The organism is Cohnella algarum (assembly GCF_016937515.1).
In the GTDB taxonomy this organism is placed as follows: domain Bacteria; phylum Bacillota; class Bacilli; order Paenibacillales; family Paenibacillaceae; genus Cohnella; species Cohnella algarum.
Genome location: NZ_JAFHKM010000002.1, coordinates 3,682,923 through 3,701,515, shown reverse-complemented (window position 1 = coordinate 3,701,515; position 18,593 = coordinate 3,682,923). Strand labels below are relative to the sequence as shown.

The window sequence follows — 18,593 nt, the reverse complement described above, 5'->3', positions numbered from 1 at the left end:
CTCCTTCTGCATTGGCTGGGCTCAGCCGACCCGGCCCTTATTTATCCTTCCATCGCGGCACGGACAGGCTTAATCCTTGCGCTCCGGCCGCTTTCGTATAGGTCCGGTTCGCGATATCCGAGCCGTTGGCGTTAGCTTCGACCGATGCCCACGTTCCTCTCGTAAACTTGTACTGGATCGTCGTCCCGGCCGCCACTTCGAACGTAATGAAATACGTCCCGTCGCCGTTGCGCGTCATCCGGTAATCGCCGTCGGCGGGATTCCAGCCGTTGAACGATCCGGCGATGTACACCGAATCGGAAACGCTGGTGTTGGCCGGAACGCTTAGCGAAATCGTCAGGCTTTGACTGTTCGGATCAGGCGCTCCTGACACGATGCTGCCGCCGTCGAACGTCCAGACCCCTTGCTGGAACGTATAATTTTGGCCCCCATTGTTGTCCCAGACGCCGCTTCCGTTGTTGAACGCGGCCTTCAGGCTGGTCGCCGTTCCGATATCGACCGTAATGACGCTGTAGCCCGCGTAATTCGGCGAAGGCTCCATCGCAAGGCCCGGAACGGCCGTCCATGCGCCGCCGGCCGGCATGTAATGGAAATACGGCGTCGCATATCCCCGCTTGTAATAAACGGTCGCCTGGTTCGTCGGAGGAGCGGCTGCAGTCGCGGCCGCAACCGCCGCGCTCGCTTCCGATACGTTGCCGGCCGCGTCATATGCTTTCACGGTATACGAATATTCGGTTGACGCCGAAAGTCCGCTGTCCGTATACGTCGTGCCGGCAGCATCGCCGACCTTGGCTCCGTCCCGGTAAATTTCGTACCCGGCGACGCCGATATTGTCCGTCGAAGCGTCCCAGATCAGCGTGATGGAGCTGCCGGTCGCTGCCGACGCCGACACGTTCGACGGAATCGAAGGCGCAACCGAATCCGTCGGATCGGCGATCCAGCCGTTGTCGTACCAGCCCTCCGCGGTCAGGACCAGGCCCGGCTGCTGCCGCCCCGGAATCTGGTTGCCGTTGTTGTCCTTGAAAATGACGCGGGCGCTTTCCGCATCCTCGATCGAATATGCATACCACCCGTTTCCTTCGCTGACCATTGCCGGCGACGTTGTCCAGACCGGTTCCGGGACTTCCGGCGACGTTTCATAATAATACAAATGCGGCGTTCCCCAGTTGGCAGGTTTTTTGAAATGGACCGTCAGGATGCTCCGTTCGGTTTTCGTGAAAACGTATTGTCTCGCATGTTCGGCCAAATCGTTGACCGCGTACAGCCGCAGCGCAACCGAGTCGCCGATCTCCATGCCGGCGCCGATCGCGATCGTCTGCCCGTTTTCAAACGGAATGCCGCCGTCTTTCGGATCGCTCCCGTCCAGCGTGTAGAAGCCCGTTTCGGCATTTCTCACGTTCAGGGTAACTTCCTTCGTTTCGGTGCTGAAGCTGCCGCCGGCGGGAGAGGCCGACACGCGGGCTTCGAGCGTCGGCGGTTCTTCGATGAGGATAACGCCGTTCGCGTGGGCGGCGAAGGTAACCTGGCCTCCCGTGACGACCGCCGATTGACCCGTATAAAAGTCCGTTACCGTCGTCCCGTCCTCGAATGCCGAACCGACGTTGACCGTAGTCGTTCCGCTTGCGCCGACGACGACCGCCACCTTGTCCTCGACGCCGCCGGAATTGTACGTCCGGCTGAACGCGTACGGCGACGATTGCAGCTGCCTGTGGCTTCCCGCCCCGACGGCGATATGCTTGCTGCGGAACTGGCCGAGCTTCTGCCAGTGGGACAAGACGCCCGCATCGATCGAGCTCCAGTTCATGTCCGACCGCGTCGGCTGATCCCATGGCGCGGTTACCGGCGGTCTCGCCGTCTCGTCCCCGTAGAAAATCTGCACGCCTCCGGGCAGCATGAGCAGCGAGGTCCCCGCGTTGATCAGATTGCTGCGGTTAAAAAGCGAAGTGTCGTGCGACGAAATATAGCTCAGCATATTAAACGAATCGTCCGAGTTGATGCTGGCGGCGTAATTCGAATAAATCCCCTCCAAATTCGCCAGATTGCCCGCCGAGCCCTGGAACGAGAAGTTGATCATCGAATCGAAGCCGTTGTCGAAGTAGGCGCTTCGGCCAAGTCCGTGTCCCCACGCTTCGCCCGTCATCCAGAAATCGAGATCGTCGAGTTTTTTGTCCGGATGGGCCGCCTTCCAGTCCCGAAGCGCGATGACCGCTTCTTCCTTCAACGCTTTCCACACGTGCATTTCGACATGCTTGGCGGTATCGACGCGGAAACCGTCGATCCCGTACTCCCGGACCCAATCGGTAAGCCAGCTGATCAGATGATTGCTGACCGTGCGAGGCTTGCCGGTGCGGGCGAAGAAAGCGTCCAGCTTCGCGTTTTCGGCCGCAAGCTTGGCGCTGCCCCACTTTTCGGCGAGAAACGGAGGAATGCCGACCGTTTGGGAGGATTCGGTTTTGAAATCCGGCAAGCCCGAAAGACACAAGGTCAAATCGGAGCCGCCGCAGCCGGAATACCCCGCGTAGCTTGAGCGGATCCAGTCCGGCCCCCACCAACGGGCCCAGCGGTTCGCATCGGAGCTGGCGATGTAATCGGCGTACGTATCGTAGTGAGCCGCCGATTCCGGCTGATTATAGTAATAGTTTTGCCAGCCCCCGGCAAGCTCGCCGAAGTCGAACTCGTCCATGTCCTTCATCGTCTCGTAGCCGGCGTGGTTCAGGACGACATCCATGACGACCCGGATGCCATGCTCATGGGCGGTATCGACGAACGCCCTCATCTCCTCCTTCGTGCCCATATTTCGGTCCATTTCCGTATAATCGAGCGCGTAATAACCGTGATAGGCGTAATGGCGGAAATTCTCCCCGCCGACCCAGCCGTGGATTTGCTCGTATGGCGCCGTAATCCAGATGGCATTGACGCCCAATTCGTTGAAATAACCTTCTTCTATCTTTTGTGTAAGCCCTTTCAAATCACCGCCGTGAAAAGTGCCTACCTTCGATTTATAATTCGGGTACGGATTGCCGTTCGCGTCCAGCTCGCGTCCATACGAATGGTTGTTGCTCGGATCGCCGTCCATAAAACGGTCCGTCATCGCAAAATAAACGGTCGCATTATCCCAGGAGAACGGAGGAGTCGGATCCGGCGCGGCATTCGCCATAGCCGGCTTGGCGGGTTCAAGCGACAAAAAAGCCGAAAGAGCCAGCGAAAAGGCCAGAAGCAGGAATGCCGATTTTTTTAGCAGCTTCACGATAAGATCTCCTTTGCTTTTAAATTATTTGTGCAAACGTTTGCGCAAACAGCAAAAGAAAAGCGATGATCGATTGCATTCTTTTTTAAGTTGTTCAGCTTTGGCAAGGCGAATATCTCGGGTGCATGCGGGTTGAGACCGGATGAAGAGGCGAATCGAGGCAGATCGCAAAACTTTGGATAAGCAGGGCGGTTTGCGCTTCAGTTCTTCGTTTCTCCCTCCTTTCCCTGTAAAAAAAGGCGTATTTGAATTGGAAGCGCATTCAAGATAACGAATCAAGACAAAATCACCCGGGAGTGCCTCGTTTCTTGAACAACTTAAACATAACCAATTTCTTCCGAATTGTACATAGGAAATTTAAAAAATCGATCTCGGGACCGCGAAGCCCCCCGAACCCGGCTCCTTCCTCCGGCGCCGAGGGACCTCGGCTTTCAGGCCGTTTGCATTGCCGCGGACTTCATCGCCGATTCCGCAACCTCTTTACCCGCGCGGACGAATTCGCGGCAGAGCAGCCTTTTTTTCGTTATAAAACGCCGTTCGTATCGTTTCGGGGGCCCGTTTGCGGGTTTGGAGACGCGTTTCGAAACTTCTCGCGGTACTCGAACGTCGTCATGCCGACGCTTTTTTTGAAGATGCTGTAAAAATATTTGGTGTTCAGGTAGCCGACCTTTTCGGCGATGTCCTTGGCCGTATATTCGGTCTCGCGCAGCAGGCGTTTGGCCGCTTCCAGCCGGTAATGGAAAATGTAATCCGTCGGCGAGCAGCGGCAGACGTCCCTGAACAATTTGCGCAAATAGCTCGGAGAAAACTGCACGTGCTCCGCCACGATGTCGACCGTCAAATCGCTATTGCCGTAGTTTTGCGCGATAAATGCCTTGGCGGCTTTCATTTGCGCTTCCTTTTTCCGCTGATCGATCTGTTCCCTTGCTGTCAGTTGATCGACAAGCAGGTCCGCGAACAGCCGTTTTTTCTGCTCCAGCGTGTCCAGCCCCTGCAAATCCCGGTGAAAGGCGCGCAGATCGAATTCCGCGAACGCCTCCGCCTGCGGCGAGGAATGCGAAAGCCGGCTCAACGATCCGCCCAGTTGCGCCAAAAACAGGCGAACCTCCTGCGCGCTGCCGGCCCGGACCGCTTCGAAAAACGCGTCCAGGCCCGCGGCAGCGTGCTCGGGCTGGTTTTGCCGGATCCCCGTCAGCAGCGCCTGCTCCTCCTCGTAGGGAAAAGCGATTCGCGCGAGCTCGCGATCCTCGATATCGTCGTAGGCGACGACCGACCGCGGTCCGAAAAACATCCGATACTCGCTCGCCGTCAAGGCGTTCGAATAGCTTGTCCGGATCGCGCTCGCGCTCGCCGCGACCGTGCCGATTCCGGCGCTCGCGCTGAAGCGGAACAGCTCCTCGATTTGCGCAAGCGTCTCGGTCAGCTTGGCTCGAAGCAGGAGCATCCGGCTTTCCCCGAACGACGGCCCGTTCAGAATGACCGTGACGTGGTCCGGTCCGTTTTCCAGGGCTTCGCAGGCGAAATCCCTGCCCAGCAGTTCGAGCGCGATATTGACCATCGCGAACTTGAAAATCGAAATCCGGTGCGCCCTGCGGTCCGGTTCGAACTCGCGGAAATCGTCGAAGCGGATGACCGCGACCGCAAAGCGCCCGTCCGAAAATCCGATCCCGAACCGCTCGAACAGGGCCGGAAAATGTTCCGGGGTCGAGAAATCGTTATGCAGAAGCTTGTAAAGGATATACTTTTTAGCCGTGTCTTCGATTTCTTTGGCCACGGCGCCGGGAGGCCGTGAGCCGGAGAGGGGGGCCGCGCCGTTTGCCGCGGATACCGGATCGCCGCTGTCGGACAACATGAACATCCACTCCCCTCTCCGTCAGCCCAGCGTGCTGAGCATCTCTCGCGTAATCTCGTATTTCAGCGGCTCGCCGGCCAGAAACGCCCTGCATTCCTCGCACATGTACTCGCCCATCCGGGCGACTTCGCCGGCGAAGCTTCCGGAAATGCGGGCCGTCACAAAAGCGTTCTCGAGCGAAAACAGCGGATGATCGGCCGGAAGCGGCTCCGGGTCGGTTACGTCCAGCACGGCGGTAATCGTCTCGTTCTCCTTCAGGACCGCGACCAGATCGTCCGTAACGATCTGGGGGCCGTTGCCGGTATTGATGAACGTCGTATAGTCGTTCATCTGGCTCAGATAGTCGTAGTTGACGATGCCCGCCGTCTGTTCGTTGTCCGCCAGGTGGTTGGAAATGACGTGGCACGTGCTGAAAATGATGTCCAGCGGCGCTTTCGTCACGCCCAGCCGCTTCGCTTCCTCCGCCGACAGAAACGGATCGAACACGAACACGTCCATGTCGAACGGCTTCAGCAGCTCGATGACCTTCCGGCCGATTCTTCCGGCGCCGAGCAATCCGACGCGGGCGTTGAAATTGCCTTCGTACCGGTCCGTATAGCTTCGCGCCGCGTGGTAGCCCAGCTTCTTGTACCTTTGGGGGGCGCGCAGAGCGCCTTTGTTGGCCAGCAAAATATGGGCGAGCGTGAATTCGGCGACGGGCACCGCGTTGGCGGCCTGGGAGCTGAAGACGCGGACGCCGCAATCGAAGAAGGGACGGGCGAAATATTTGACGGAGCCGGCCGCGTAAAACACGGCCTTCAGCCGGGGAAAATACTCGCGAATTTCCCGCTCCGAGAGCGTCCCGAAGCCCCAGGTCGAAAAGATCAGCTCCGTTTGGGCAAGCAGGGGCGCATTTTCCTCCAGCCGGTTTTTGTCGACGATGGACGGACTGATGTCGATGATTTCCGACAGCTTTTCCATCGTGTATTCGTTGAAGATGCTGTAAAATTTGGACGAATCGAACGAAGGACTGGATTTGGCCGCCAAAAAAATTCCTTTCATCCTAGCCCTCCTCACCGAACGCATAATCGGGCCGACCCCGGGACGCGTTCGCGTCTTTTCCGGAAATCGGCCCCTTATTCGCCATTATAAAACATTTTGTTCCGTTTATCACCCGTTACCAGATAAGAAAATGCTTCTCCTTCAGCCTGAGCAGCGCCTCGATGAAGAAATAGTCGCCGTAAATGATCGGCACCCCGTAGTCCCCGTCCCGGCCGTGGTAGGACCCCGTTCCGTTCCCTACGATGGCGTCCTCGTCGACGTTCCAGTTGCAGAACCGCCGGTCCGTCGCCTGCAAAATTTGCACCGCCGCGTTCACGTACAGCGGCTTCTCGAGCTCGGATACGGCTTCGGCGAGCTGCAGCATGCCGCAGGCGGCGCAAACGCCCGCCGTCGTATCGTAGCAGATCGGCTCGGCCGGAGCGCGGAAGTCCACCAGCGGAACGTAACCGGTCGTCGCGACGTTCGCGATGAAGTAGTGGGCGATTTTTTTCGCGGCTTGCAAATAGCGATCGTCGCCCGTATGGCGGTGGCTCAGGGCGAAACCGTACAGCGCCCACGCCTGCCCGCGCGACCAGGACGAGCCGGACTCGTAGCCTTGTCCGCCCGGCAGCTCCAGCAGCTCGCCGTTTTCGGGATTCAGGATCGCGATGTGGTTGCACGAGCCGTCCGGGCGCACGATTTTCTCCAGCGTCGTGTCCGCGTGATCCTTGGCGATATAAACGAAGCGCGGATCGTTCGTTTCTCTCGCGGCCCAATACAGCAGCGGAATGTTCATCATGCAGTCGACGATCATCCAGCCGGCGCGGTCCTCGTTCCAGGCCCGAATAAACTTGCCGCGGGGATTGTAGCGCCCCGCCAGCACGTTGGCCGCATGCAGCCCTCTCGTCTTCGACGTTTCGCTGCCGGTGAGGCGGTAATTGGCGACGGCGGAGTGCAGCCACATGAAGCCGACGTCGTGATGCAGGCCTTCGAATCCTTCGAGCGCCGCATCGAGCCGGCGCTCGACGCCTTCCGCCGCCGCCTTGTACTTCTCCTCCTTCGTCGCGTTGTACATCTGCCACAGCATGCCCGGCCAGAAGCCGTTCGTCCACCAGTAAATGTCGGTTTCGCCCTTGTCTTCCGCGTACTTGCCGTCGACCGGGATGTACGGGATGCGGTCGCCGACCCGCTCGACTTCCGCGGACATTTTGGCTTTCATCTTCTCCCACGTTTCGTCCAGCCACGTGCCGAGCTGCGATTTCATTTCCACGCTCATGATTTTTACCCCGCATTCTTCCGAATTTGGCTGCTTCCTTCAACGCCACTATAAGCCGCCGCTCGGACGCCGGGCAAGGAGCAAAAATCAAGCCGCGCGGAAAAAGCGAATTTTAAACCCGCTGGCGGTTCGATCCGTTATCAGGAATCGATCCGCATCATCATCTCTTCCAGAATGCGGATGCGGGACAGCGACGCGCGCAGCAGGCCGATGCCGATTTCCGGATACAGCCGGACGAGTCGCGTCACCTCCTGCCGCCGCAGCGACAGCACGCTCGCTTCGCCGAAAAAAGCCTGCGCCGTCACCGTGGACGGCGATTCCTCCAGCGCGGACGCGGCGCCGCACACTTCGCCCGGGCCGAGCACGCCCAGCGTCGCTTCCCAGCCGGCCGCGGACACGCTTTTCAGCTCCACGTTGCCGGCGACAATGACGTACATCGCGTCGTTGCGCTCGCCTCTCTTGAGGAGCAGCTCCCCGTCCGCGAACGTCCGTTCCTCGGCCGCTTTCGCAATGAGCCCGAGCTCCTCCAAGGAAAGGTTCGCAAAGAAAGGCACCTTTTTCAAATAGACGACTTTGCCCAGCCGACCCAACATTTGATTCGCGTCCGTCATGCCGTTTCTCCCCTCTTCCCGCAAAGAAGCCTCGCGACCGATTTCCCGCCACCAGTCGTCCTTCGAACCGGCCGCCTCGGCGATCAGCTCGAGAGCCTGCCCGTCCTCCAGCGTTCCGGAAAAGCCGCGTTCCCTCTGCAGCACCGCGGCAAGCCGCTGCGACAGCCTTCGCTCGCCGAGCCCTTCCGCCAACACCTCCAGCCCGCTGCTTTGCATTTCCTCGTCGTCGCTTTCCGCCGCCCGCCGGACGGAGCCCGCTACCCGTTCGTCCGTCAGCCGCTCCAGCACCCGCCAAACGGCGTCCATGACGGAGCCGTGCAGCTCCGCCTGCCGCAGCGCCGCCAGCTCGGCCAAATCCGGATGCCCGGACGCTTCCAGCGCCGCCGGATAACGAGCGGCGGATTCCTGCTCGGTCAGCTTCTCCGACGCAAGCTCGGCCAGCCAGCCCCGAACCTCCTCGTCCGGAAGAAGTCCGGAGAGGGCGGATACGGCCGCCTGCCATGTCTTGGGCTGGGCCTCGGCCAAGCTCCTCTTCAGCGGTTCGACGGCCGGCTCGCCCATGTCCGCGAGCGCCTTCACCGTCGTCCGGTACAGCTCCTGATCGGCCGTCGGCAGCCGATCCAGCATGAGCGGGAGCGCTTCGACCCGCCGAAGCTCGCCGAGGCATCGCGTCGCCGCCACCCGAACCGACGGATGCTCGTCGCGCAGCAGTTCGAGCATTTGCGGCGCAAATCGGTCGAGCCCAAGCTCCCCGACGACCCGGCAGATCGGGACCGCCGGCTCCCCGCCCTCGCGCAGCATGCGCCCGACGGTTTCGTAGCAGGCCGCGTAGCTTTTCTCGCTTTTCAGCAAATACAGCGCCTTGACCGCTTCGGCGACGACCTCCGGCGACGGGTCCGACAGCTTCGAACGCAAGAAATGGAACGCCCTCTCGGGCATATGCCGCATGTGCGCCAGCTTCCGGACGGCTTCCGCGCGCACGTCGGGGTCTTCGTCCTCGAATATCGGCGCCGCCTTGGCCATCGTTTCCAGGTTCGCCCGGGACAAATCCAGCGCCCGAAGCGCCGCAAGCCGAACCCTGACGCTTTCGTCGCCCAGCCTGTCCGCGATTTCCCTTGCGTATCGGGAATCGGAAACGGCGCCGAGAACATCGAGCGCGATTTCCCGGGCTTCCTCCCGCGGATCGTCCAGCATGGCGCGGACGGCGGCCATCGCCCTCGCGTTGCCGGCCAGCTCGCGCAGCGACTCGGCAAGCTCCCGCTCCTCCGAGCCGATCGTTTGCACGCTATGTACCAGCGCCTTGACGTACAGCTGCCTGACGCCCCAGGCCAGTCCCAGCAGCGCCGCGGCCAGACCCGCTCCCGCGAGCGCCATGGCGGCAAAGCTCCACCCGAAGCCGCCATGCAGCAGCTGCAGCCCAACCCCGAGAACGAGGCCGAGGAACGACGCCATTCCCTGGGCGGCATACCGGAAGCCGTCCCGCTCGCGCAGCGGCAGCGTCTTGTAAAAAATCTGGTACGACGGCTCCGCCGAGTAATAGACGAGCACGTTAAGCAGCATATAGACGCCCGCGGCCGCCGCCATTTCGAACGGCGTGTCGAACAAGGCGAAAGCCGCGGCGAAAAAGACGGCGAACAATGCCGAAATGCCGATCAGCATGCCGCTCGCTCCGAACCGTGCCGTCAGCTTTCCGGATACCAGCTGAAGCAGAAAGGCCAGAACGAACAGCAAGGTGGAGACGAGCCCGAACATCCTGCCGTATTCCGCTTCGTCCGGATAATGTCCGTGAGCCGTGTTGATAAACATATATTCGGCCAGAAAAAACAACGCCGGCATGATCGTCATGATGCCGAGCACGCCGAGCAGAAACGGCGATCGAAGCGTGCCGCGAAAATAGCGCATGGAGGAGGAACGCGCCCCGTCCTTGTCCGCCTCGGCGGCCGCCGTTTCGCTCAGGGCGAGCGGCACGATAAATTGCGCGATCGCCTTGCGGTAATGAAAGGAAATGGCCAGAAGAAGCAAGGGTCCGGCCGCATAAACGACGTCGGCTCCCAGCGGACTGACGAGCTGCGTGACGATGCCGCCGAAAATGCCGCCGAGCGTCGCCGCCGAAACGATGACGGGCATGACCCGCTTCGCCTGCTGCGTCGGACAGATGTCGACCGCAAGCCCCCACAGCATCATCGTCTGCTGCCGCACCGCAAAGTTCGACGTAATGAACAGGATCGCGTAATAAAAGGGAACGTCGATCCCCGTCCCCCGCAAAAAAAGCAGCGCCGCCGCGTTCGCCAGCACGATGGCCGTAATGGCGGCGTACTGCAAGCGCATGAACGCCGGCTTGGACATGCGGCCGGCGAGTGCGCCCATGCCCCACGCTTCGATCGGCAGCAGCACGGCTTCGGCCATATACACGTATGGAAGAAACGAACCGCCCAACCGCTGGTTGAACAGCGTCATCAGCCCGTTGTAATTCAGAACCTCGGCAATCTCGCATAAGAGAAAAATGGGCGCGATCAGCGCCAGCTTGCGCCAGTCGTCCGCCCGAAGCCCCATCCGTTCCCCTAATCGCTGCAAATTCATCATCGCTCTCTTCGTTCGGCAGTTCCGCTCTATACCGCCAATGTTCCGTTCCAGCCGGCCGAAGTGCCTTTTTGGTAATATTCGTCGCAAAGATAGAAATACAGCTTGGCCGCCTTATCGAGGCGGTTTTGCTTGAGCACCTCCACGAACGTTTCGCGCGCGTCGTAAAAACGCCCTTCCTGGCAAAGCGCAAGTCCCCGTTCGAACAACGCCTTCGTCCGGTCTTTCGCTTTGCGCATCTCTTCCGGATCTCCCTCGTAAACGTCGATCAGCTCGATCGCTTCCTCCATGCCTTCCGGCCGGATTCGGCCGAGCCGCCGGTGGCGGTAACGCTCGGGATCGCGCAGCTGTCCGAAAAACTCCCGCGTGACGAGAACGGATGCCCCGAGCGTGTCGGACATTTGCTCCAGCAGCGCCGTCCGCTGCACGTCGTCGGAAATGACGTTGCCTTCCCAGCGCATTTCCTCCCCGATGATGCCCATCATGAGCGGGCCCCGGTGAATGGCGATGCCGATATCCACCGGCGCGTAGCCCGAGCTTTTCCGATGTTCGTTATAGGCGGAAAGCTCCTGCCGGATGGCGATCGCCGAGCGGATCGCCGCCTCGACGTGGCCGGGAAACAACGACATGAAGCCCGCCCCGGAGTATTTGCTGACCAGGCCGTCCTCCTTGCGGACGAGCGGTCCGAATCTCCGCAGGAACGAATTCATGAAATTGAAGTTTTCCTTCGGCGTCAGCGTGCTCGACAGCTGGCGAAAGCCCCGGATGTTGGCGACGAGAACGGACATATTCTGCTGCACCTGGTCGCCGAGGCGGATGTCGAGAATGCCCTTTTTGCCGAGGGCGCGGAAAAACTGCTGCGGCACGAACCGGTAGGAAGCCTCGCTGAACGCGGTAATGTCGGCGATATATTGCCGGATGTACCGGCCCATCCGGTTGAATTGCTCGCCGAGGTCGCCGACCTCGTCCCGGCTCCTGATGTTCACTTCGACGTCCCAATTCCCGTTCGCCATTTCCAGCACCTTGCGGCGAAGTTTGCGGATCGACGACAAAAGCAAGAAATTGAGCAGCAAAATGACGGCAAGCAGCACCGAGGTCATAATGACGATATTTTCGATGATGCTTTGGTAGATTTTTTGGTTTTCCTGGTAAAGCACGCTCAGGTCGCGGCCCGTTTCGTAAATGCCCACGATGTTCCCGGCGCTGTTATAAACGGGGCCCTGCGCGTAAATCCACTGGCCTTCGGCATCCTTCCATCTTCCGCCAAGCACGGTGCCCTGCGTCCGCACCGCCTCGTTCTCCTCGCTGTCTTCGGCGGGCCGGAACATGTTGACGCCGTCGTCGTCGTCCATGATGATGTAGGCCTTTTCCCCTTCGAACTTGTACAGCGTGCTGTAGAGGCCTTTGCGCTGTTCCGCTTCCTGGCCGTCGAACAGGAAGTTCATTCTGTCGCGGATCGCGTTGTAATCCTCGTTGCCGTAGTCTTCGGGAGATTGGAGCCTTTCGAGGCGGTCTCCGTCGATCAGCTGCTGCCCGTTGCGGGCAAGCAGGAGCAGCTCGTTCTGCATCTGATCCTCCATGCGGGCCGCGAAGCTGTTGTAGATAAAGTTGGAAAGCAGGATCATGCAGACAAGGACGACGGGGACGATGACGAGCAGCTGTTTTAAAAACAGCGGGAAGCGTCTCCGGAACAGATGCACGTACGCAAGCCGCGCCGCAACGGCGAGAAACGCGGTTCCCATCGCGAACGCGATCCACAGAAGCCAATGGTTTCGAACGTCCGCGCCCGACAGAACGGTGCTCCGCAAATCGCCGGCCGCGTTCATCCGTCCGTCGAGCAGCAGCAAGCGGTCGCTAAGCACGACCGTATAGCCCCCGTCCGGCGAAGCTTTCACATCCATGAGCTCGAAGCCTTCCGAATCGGGCGCCAGCCGCCTGACGGCCGCGTCGTCCAGCAGCACCTGCAAGCTTGCGGGATTGCCGGGCTCCATCGCCGTCACCGCGTTCAGCAGCCGATCGATAAAAAGCAGGCGTCCGGAGGCGTCGAGCGACAAGTTTTCGGGGAAATTTTTGCGCGTGCGTTCCATCGTCTGCAACGGATACAGCAGCTCGCTCGTTCCTTCGGCGGAAACCCGGTAGATCGAGCCGCGCTTGGTCGTATAATAGATTTGGCCGGGAGCCGTTCCGGTCGCTTCCGAGAGATAGCGATTGTCCGGCAGCGTGAACGAAAAGACGTCCGAGACCGCTCCCCCGTCCAGAGGGGCGCGTTTCAGAACGGCGCTGTCGATCCCCGTTTCGAAAAAGTAGACGAAGCCGTCCCGGACCTGCAACCCCTTAAGCTGGCCGACGCGCTTGCTCGTCCCGTCTCCGGGCTTGCTGTACAGCGCATGGGCCAAACGTCCCGAAGCGTCGTAGCGGACGATCCGTTCTTCCGCCACGTACAGCCCGTAATCGTCAAGCGCCGTCACGAGCGCGACGATGCCCCCGAGCCGTCGGCGATCGCTTCGGTAAAGTCGTTGCGGACTTCGCTCCCGTTCCGGATCCGATATTCCAGCGAGCCTTCGGTATCGAAGCGGGAAATCTCCTGCTTCGAGGCGCCGATGGCGATAAGCGCCCCGTCCGGCGAAGCCGCCGCGGCCGAAAGATTGGACAGAGGCTGGCGGTCCTCCCACGGCGGCGTTTGCCAGGCGTTATTTTGCGCGAGTCCCCAAGCGGACAGCCCCGCGGTCGCGAGGGCGACGATCAGCAGCAATACGGCGAACCTTTTCATCGTTACGTTCCAACTCCCGCGTTTTCGAATCGGCACCGGCTTCCGGATCCGCAGGAAAGGGCGGTAAGCCGTTAGGCCCAGGCAAATTCTGCTATTCTCATCCTACTATACTTTTCGACAGAACACACTCATTTTCCTATCTAAATTACAATTTAAGGTATATAATATAGGATAAAAAATGAAATCGATTTTTCTCGACAATTTTCCGTGAAACGAGGGTTTTGCGCATGGGCCAATTCGTCTGCGGCGGTGCCGCGCTCCAATGCTCCTTCGGCGCCGCTCCCGGCATCCTGAACGTGCTTCCCGCCAATCGGACGCTGACCTCGATGCCGCTCGCCAACATTATGGACAACAAGCCGATGGTCAACATTTCTCCTTTCGGCATGTGTTCCTCCATGGCCAACCCGGCAGTCGCCGCGGCGACCGCCGCCAAATTCGGAACGTTGACTCCGGTCCCTTGCACGCCGGTCACGGCCGCGCCTTGGGCGCCCGGTTCCCCGACCGTCCTGGTTGCGAACATGCCGGCGTTGAACAACCAGTCGAAGTGCATGTGCAGCTTCGGAGGCGTCATCCAAATCGTGCAGCCCGGTCAAATGACCATACAGGTGCCTTGAAATGATCGAACAAATCATCAAGCCGCTTATCAAGCCGTTCCAACGCACCGTCATGAAGCCGATCCGGCTGGCCGGGAGACTGCCGAAGCTCCTTCTCCGCTGGCTTGTCGGCTGGGCTCGCAGAATTCTCGGCTCCGGCCTCCGTTCCCTTGCGGACTACTGGAGAATCGGAAGCTACTACATCGCGAAAAAGCTCGTCGTCCTGATCGCGCTGATCGCGCTCGTCATCGCCTATTTCGGCTTCATTAATCCTCCGAAATTCGTCGACAAATGGTTCGGCCGCACCCCCGTCTTTGCGGCGGAGAAGGCCGCGGCGGCCGCTTTTTCCGGAACGGCCAAGGTGAAGGACGCGGAAGGCAACGTCATTTATGCCGGAGGGCTCAAAGACGGCCTCTACTCCGGAGAAGGCAAGCTTTACGACGCGGCCGGCAAGCTTCTGTACGCCGGAAGCTTCGACAAAGGGCTCAAGTCCGGACAGGGCGACCTGTACGATGCGGAAGGAAAGCTGCTCTACCGCGGAGGGTTTGCCAACGATTTGTACGACGGAGACGGACTTTTGTACAACCCGGACGGCAGCCTTTTGTACGAGGGGACGTTTGCCGGCGGGCTGTATGACGGCAACGGCACGCTGTACGCCGCCAAAGACGCCGTCAAATATGCCGGCGCGTTCGTCAAGGGCGCGTACGAAGGAGAAGGCAAGCTTTACGACGATGCCGGCAGGATCGTTTACGAGGGCGCGTTTGCGGGCGGCGTCTACGAAGGCGCGGGCAAGCTTTACGCGGCGGACGGAACGCTGCGGTACGAAGGCGCGTTCGCGGGCGGCGTCCTGTCCGGCGAAGGTACGGAGTACTACCCGTCGGGGGTCGCGAAGTACAAAGGGAGCTTCCAGCTCGGACAATACCATGGGGCGGGCACGCTAATGAACGATAAGGGCATCGCCGTCTATGCCGGCAACTTTTCCGGCGGCTTGAAGGATGGCGAGGGCCAGGCCTTCGGCGACGACGGCGTTCCGTTGTACCAGGGCTCGTTTCGCTCGGACCGCTACGAAGGAGCCGGCAGCCTGCTCGACGGGGACGGGGCCGTCGTGTACAAAGGTTATTTCCGCGATGGCGCGCTGTACCCGCAGGGGTTCATGGGGCTTACGCTTGCCAAGCTGAAAGATCTGCTCGGCGAGCCGGATGCTCCGGCCGGAGCGGACGCGGCGGCGGGCGGAGAGGATGCCGGCGACGGAGGTGCCGGCGAATCCGGCGGCGGCGATGCTGCCGGAGGCGATTCCGGCGGCAGCGCAGCCGGAAATGCCGCTAACGGCAATGCTGCCGGAGGCGCGGAAGGCGGCGATGGCAGCGGAGCCAACGGCGGCGGATCGCAGGTGGACGGAGAAACGTCAGGCGGCGAGAGAGGCGACGCTTCCGCGGGCCCGGAGGGGGGTTCGGACGTGGACGCGCAACCCGGGTCGGCTGCGGGAACGCAAGACGGCGCGGGCGAGGACAACCAAGGCGGGATCGACGGCTCGACGCCGCCGATCGGAGCCGCGGCATCGGGCCCGGCCCGTGCCGCCGCTGCCGGCGGGGCTTCCGCCCCGGCGGAAAGCGAAGCTTCCGCGGGCCCGGGCGCTGCAGATCCCGCGGAACAGGCCGGCGTAACCGGCGGGAAAACGCAAACGGCGCCCGAACCGCAAGCTTCGGGAACGGACGCGGAAGGTGCTTCCCCGGATGCCGGCGCGGAGTCGGGCGGCGCGGACGAAGACGCTTCCGTCGCGGAAGCCGATCCGAACGCCGGAACGCTGCCGTCAAACCAAGAATTGACCTACGGCGCTTACCAATATTCTTTCGAGCTCGAAGCGGATCCGGACAATCCCGAATCGTTTCTCGTCGCCGAAGTGCGGATTTGGAACCGGACGGTACTGCTGGATTTGGCAGGCCAACTGTCCGCCGCCGGCAACAAAGGTACCCGCATGTCCGCGGACGATGGGCGGTACGAAATGTGGCACAAATGGAACGACCAGTGGGTCATTGTTCTGTACAACAAGGACAAACCCGTCCGCGCCACCGTTCGCGCCGTCAGTACGGAATAACAAAAACCGCCGGTACGAATGTCCGGCAAAGTCAGTGACGCAGAAGTGTTTTGCCGGGAACGGCAATGGACGACGCTATTTCGGCGTTGTCCTTTCTTTTTGCATTTTCTTAAAAACGGGATATTTAAATGAGTAGAGCCAAAGAGGAAAGACTGGGGCTAGAGCTAGTGAAATATAAAAGTCCTATACAGGCTTAATAGGATCGGTTGTAATTGTTCGCTTTGACCGTTCTATTTGAAGTCTGATTGCCGCCTGTTCTTTAACCGTATACTCAACGTCATGCTTCAGGCCTTCCATATCTTCCTGAATGGCCGTCAATTTTCCGGACATATGGCTCAGAACGGCTATGATGTCTTCATTCTGATTGGATTCCATACGATCAAGCTGCATCTTTATTTGTCTTACACCCTCTTTGAGCGGCAACAATTCATCCTTTAATTGTTGTACGTCCTCTTTGAGCGGCAACAATTCATCCTTTAATTGTTGTACGTCCTCTTTGAGCGGCAACAAATCACCCTTTATTTGTCGCACGTCCTCTTTGAGCGGGCGCAACTCTTCTTGGAGAACAAACTGCAACGCCTGGATGACAGATTGGTCCATGTTTTGGCCTCCATTGATCAGTTGTGTTCATTTTATCACAGGTTCATTTTTGGGGGGCGTTTTCTTACAAAATCATTCCGTTCAAATTAATTATGTTAATTCAAGTTTACCAAACATATGTTCCCTTTTCAAGAGTTCGAATGTTAGATCTCGCTGCCCATCTCATCGCCGCCCAAGGTTCGTTTACTTCAAAAAAAGAACCCCGAAGCGGCATGTCCGCTCCGGGGCAACGCTTTATCTTACGCAATACGCAACAACTACTCCGCTTCCTCCCGCGCGGCCGCGGCCTCCGCCATCGCTTCCGCGACTTCGGCTTCAGCCGCAGGACCGGCTTCGCCTTCCTGCAGCTTCTTGAACGCCCACCAGCGGACGCGGAGCGATTCCGCTTCGGTCGCCTCGGCCAGCTTCATGCCGATACGGAAGCTTCCGCTGTCCGGGTACACGATCGTGCCGAACCGGACGTTCGGCACATCCGCCTCGTAATCCGTCCCCTTGAAGACGTCCAAAGAGTCGTAATAGACGCGGGTTTTCCGGTCTCCGCGCTCTTCCAGGCCGACGACGATCGATACTTGTCCCTGCCCGAGACCGTGCGCGATTTCGTCGGTGACGAAGTTTCGCCGCCCCCGGGAGAAAAACCTTCCCCCCGATTTCGCGGCGGCGTCCAGCGGCACCTCCAGCACGCCCGTGGCGATCTCGTCGTTGATCGCCTGAGGCTTCGGGATGCCGAGCTTGAATTCGAACGCGTTGCGTTCCGGATGGAACGACACGCCCAGCTCCGGCTTCGCCCCGAAATCGACGTCGTACGCCTCGGCTTCGGCGTAAAACCGGTTGAGCGAACCCGTCCGCCCCATCCGGCCGAGCTTTTGCGAAAGCGTGGCGTTCGGAACGTACTCCCCGAACGGAACCCGTTCGACCTGCTCGATCAGATAGGTCGGCCCGACCTGAAGCAGGCCGATTTTGGCCAGACATACTTCGCGTTCCGACGAGCCTTCGGCGGCCTGGTCCAGCGAACGCTCGTACCAATCCTTCAGCACGCGTTCCATCGCCGGATTCGAAAGAATTTCGACCGAATGCGACACGCCCCCGTCCAAGGCGATCCGATTGTCGCCGATGTAAAGCTCCACGTTTTCCGGCAAAAGCGCGAGTTTTCCGAACGTTCCCGGTTTGTCCTGCACCTTGACGCTGTACGTAATCGTATACTCCGTCTCCTGGGCCTCCCCCGGCTCCAGGAACGAAACCCGGTTGCCGTCGTAGCCGAGCGGGTCGAAGCCCTCCGCCTCGTAGGCGAACGACAGGCTGACGCGCGGCGTCTGAAGCGTTTTTTCGACGACGAGGGCGACGTCCACGACATCGCCGGGGTTGACGTACTTCGGCATCCGCTGCAGCACGCGCACGTTCGCGTCCTGATACAAAATCGCGACATCCTCCAGCAGCCGCACGAATTCGAAGGATCGCGGATCCGGCGCTTCCTCCCGGACGAACAGCCTGTACGATTCCAGCAGCCGGTTGTACTCGCTCACTTCCTCCCCGCGAACCGAAGAATTGCCGACGGAGTGGACGGGCTCGCGGCCTTTTTCGTCGTAGGCGACGTACAAATAAACGTTTTTCTTGTATTCGTTGTTGGTGAACCCGTCGACCATGGACAGCTTCAGCGTGACGGGAGCCGGAATGACGATTTCGCGCCCGATGTAATCGATCGCGAGCCCCATTTCCACCGTAATCGTCTTGTCGTCGACCGCGACGACCTGCATGCCGGCGACGACGCCGCTTCCGAACAGCAGACGATTGAGCAGCCGGCGCTTGTCGTTCAAATACTTTTGCTCCGATTCGAAGTCCCGGACCGTCAGCAGCTTGCCGTAAAAATACCGGTTTCGTTCAAACGGAAACATCCTCGCCTTCTTCAACTCGAACCCCTCCTGACCTGCATCAAATTTGCGCCCGAAGGCGGG

11 protein-coding genes are annotated in these 18,593 nt (G+C 60.0%); 2 read left to right on the top strand and 9 right to left on the bottom strand.

The window, feature by feature from the left end:
• Window positions 1-37: 37 nt before the first annotated feature.
• The 7 genes from JW799_RS16500 to JW799_RS16470 form a co-directional block, all read right to left on the bottom strand.
• Window positions 38-3,247: an alpha-amylase family glycosyl hydrolase gene (locus JW799_RS16500; RefSeq protein WP_205430727.1), complete on the bottom strand. Its 3,210-nt coding sequence runs from the start codon at window positions 3,245-3,247 to the stop codon at window positions 38-40.
• Window positions 3,248-3,770: 523 nt separating this feature from the next.
• Entirely contained in the window at window positions 3,771-5,105 is a 1,335-nt protein-coding gene (locus tag JW799_RS16495; RefSeq protein ID WP_205430725.1) for a helix-turn-helix domain-containing protein, read from the bottom strand.
• A 15-nt stretch (window positions 5,106-5,120) separates the two neighbouring features.
• Window positions 5,121-6,140, bottom strand: coding sequence for a hydroxyacid dehydrogenase (locus JW799_RS16490; RefSeq protein WP_205430723.1), 1,020 nt, complete (start codon window positions 6,138-6,140; stop codon window positions 5,121-5,123).
• 115 nt (window positions 6,141-6,255) lie between these two features.
• On the bottom strand, window positions 6,256-7,395 hold the full coding sequence (locus tag JW799_RS16485) for a glycoside hydrolase family 88 protein (RefSeq protein ID WP_205430721.1): 1,140 nt from the start codon (window positions 7,393-7,395) through the stop codon (window positions 6,256-6,258).
• Window positions 7,396-7,535: 140 nt separating this feature from the next.
• Window positions 7,536-10,589, bottom strand: coding sequence for a HEAT repeat domain-containing protein (locus JW799_RS16480; RefSeq protein ID WP_205430719.1), 3,054 nt, complete (start codon window positions 10,587-10,589; stop codon window positions 7,536-7,538).
• A 26-nt stretch (window positions 10,590-10,615) separates the two neighbouring features.
• Window positions 10,616-13,054, bottom strand: a complete 2,439-nt coding sequence (locus JW799_RS29690; RefSeq protein WP_205430717.1) for a HAMP domain-containing protein — start codon at window positions 13,052-13,054, stop codon at window positions 10,616-10,618.
• Complete coding sequence (locus JW799_RS16470; protein ID WP_205430715.1) at window positions 13,051-13,356, bottom strand: hypothetical protein; 306 nt, start codon at window positions 13,354-13,356, stop codon at window positions 13,051-13,053. Before JW799_RS16470 ends, JW799_RS29690 begins: the two co-directional genes overlap by 4 nt.
• A gap of 227 nt (window positions 13,357-13,583) precedes the next feature.
• Between JW799_RS16470 and JW799_RS16465 the strand changes: the two genes are divergently transcribed.
• A complete protein-coding gene (locus tag JW799_RS16465; RefSeq protein ID WP_205430713.1) occupies window positions 13,584-13,970 on the top strand; it encodes a DUF4280 domain-containing protein in 387 nt (128 codons plus the stop codon).
• 1 nt (window position 13,971) lies between these two features.
• Window positions 13,972-16,044, top strand: coding sequence for a hypothetical protein (locus tag JW799_RS16460; protein WP_205430711.1), 2,073 nt, complete (start codon window positions 13,972-13,974; stop codon window positions 16,042-16,044).
• Between the two features lie 183 nt (window positions 16,045-16,227).
• Here JW799_RS16460 and JW799_RS16455 read toward each other — a convergent pair whose 3' ends face one another.
• Together JW799_RS16455 and JW799_RS16450 are read right to left on the bottom strand one after the other, a co-directional pair.
• Complete coding sequence (locus tag JW799_RS16455) at window positions 16,228-16,644, bottom strand: hypothetical protein (protein WP_205430709.1); 417 nt, start codon at window positions 16,642-16,644, stop codon at window positions 16,228-16,230.
• Window positions 16,645-16,901: 257 nt separating this feature from the next.
• Window positions 16,902-18,548, bottom strand: coding sequence for a hypothetical protein (locus JW799_RS16450; RefSeq protein WP_205430707.1), 1,647 nt, complete (start codon window positions 18,546-18,548; stop codon window positions 16,902-16,904).
• Window positions 18,549-18,593 lie beyond the last annotated feature (45 nt).

What these genes read in the sequence shown, in the direction of transcription:
- JW799_RS16495 (WP_205430725.1), bottom strand. Translation starts at nt 5,105, where the DNA reads ATGTTCATGTTGTCCGACAGCGGCGATCCGGTATCCGCGGCAAACGGC.
- JW799_RS16490 (WP_205430723.1), bottom strand. Translation starts at nt 6,140, where the DNA reads ATGAAAGGAATTTTTTTGGCGGCCAAATCCAGTCCTTCGTTCGATTCG.
- JW799_RS16485 (WP_205430721.1), bottom strand. Translation starts at nt 7,395, where the DNA reads ATGAGCGTGGAAATGAAATCGCAGCTCGGCACGTGGCTGGACGAAACG.
- JW799_RS16480 (WP_205430719.1), bottom strand. Translation starts at nt 10,589, where the DNA reads ATGATGAATTTGCAGCGATTAGGGGAACGGATGGGGCTTCGGGCGGAC.
- JW799_RS16470 (WP_205430715.1), bottom strand. Translation starts at nt 13,356, where the DNA reads ATGAAAAGGTTCGCCGTATTGCTGCTGATCGTCGCCCTCGCGACCGCG.
- JW799_RS16465 (WP_205430713.1), top strand. Translation starts at nt 13,584, where the DNA reads ATGGGCCAATTCGTCTGCGGCGGTGCCGCGCTCCAATGCTCCTTCGGC.
- JW799_RS16460 (WP_205430711.1), top strand. Translation starts at nt 13,972, where the DNA reads ATGATCGAACAAATCATCAAGCCGCTTATCAAGCCGTTCCAACGCACC.
- JW799_RS16455 (WP_205430709.1), bottom strand. Translation starts at nt 16,644, where the DNA reads ATGGACCAATCTGTCATCCAGGCGTTGCAGTTTGTTCTCCAAGAAGAG.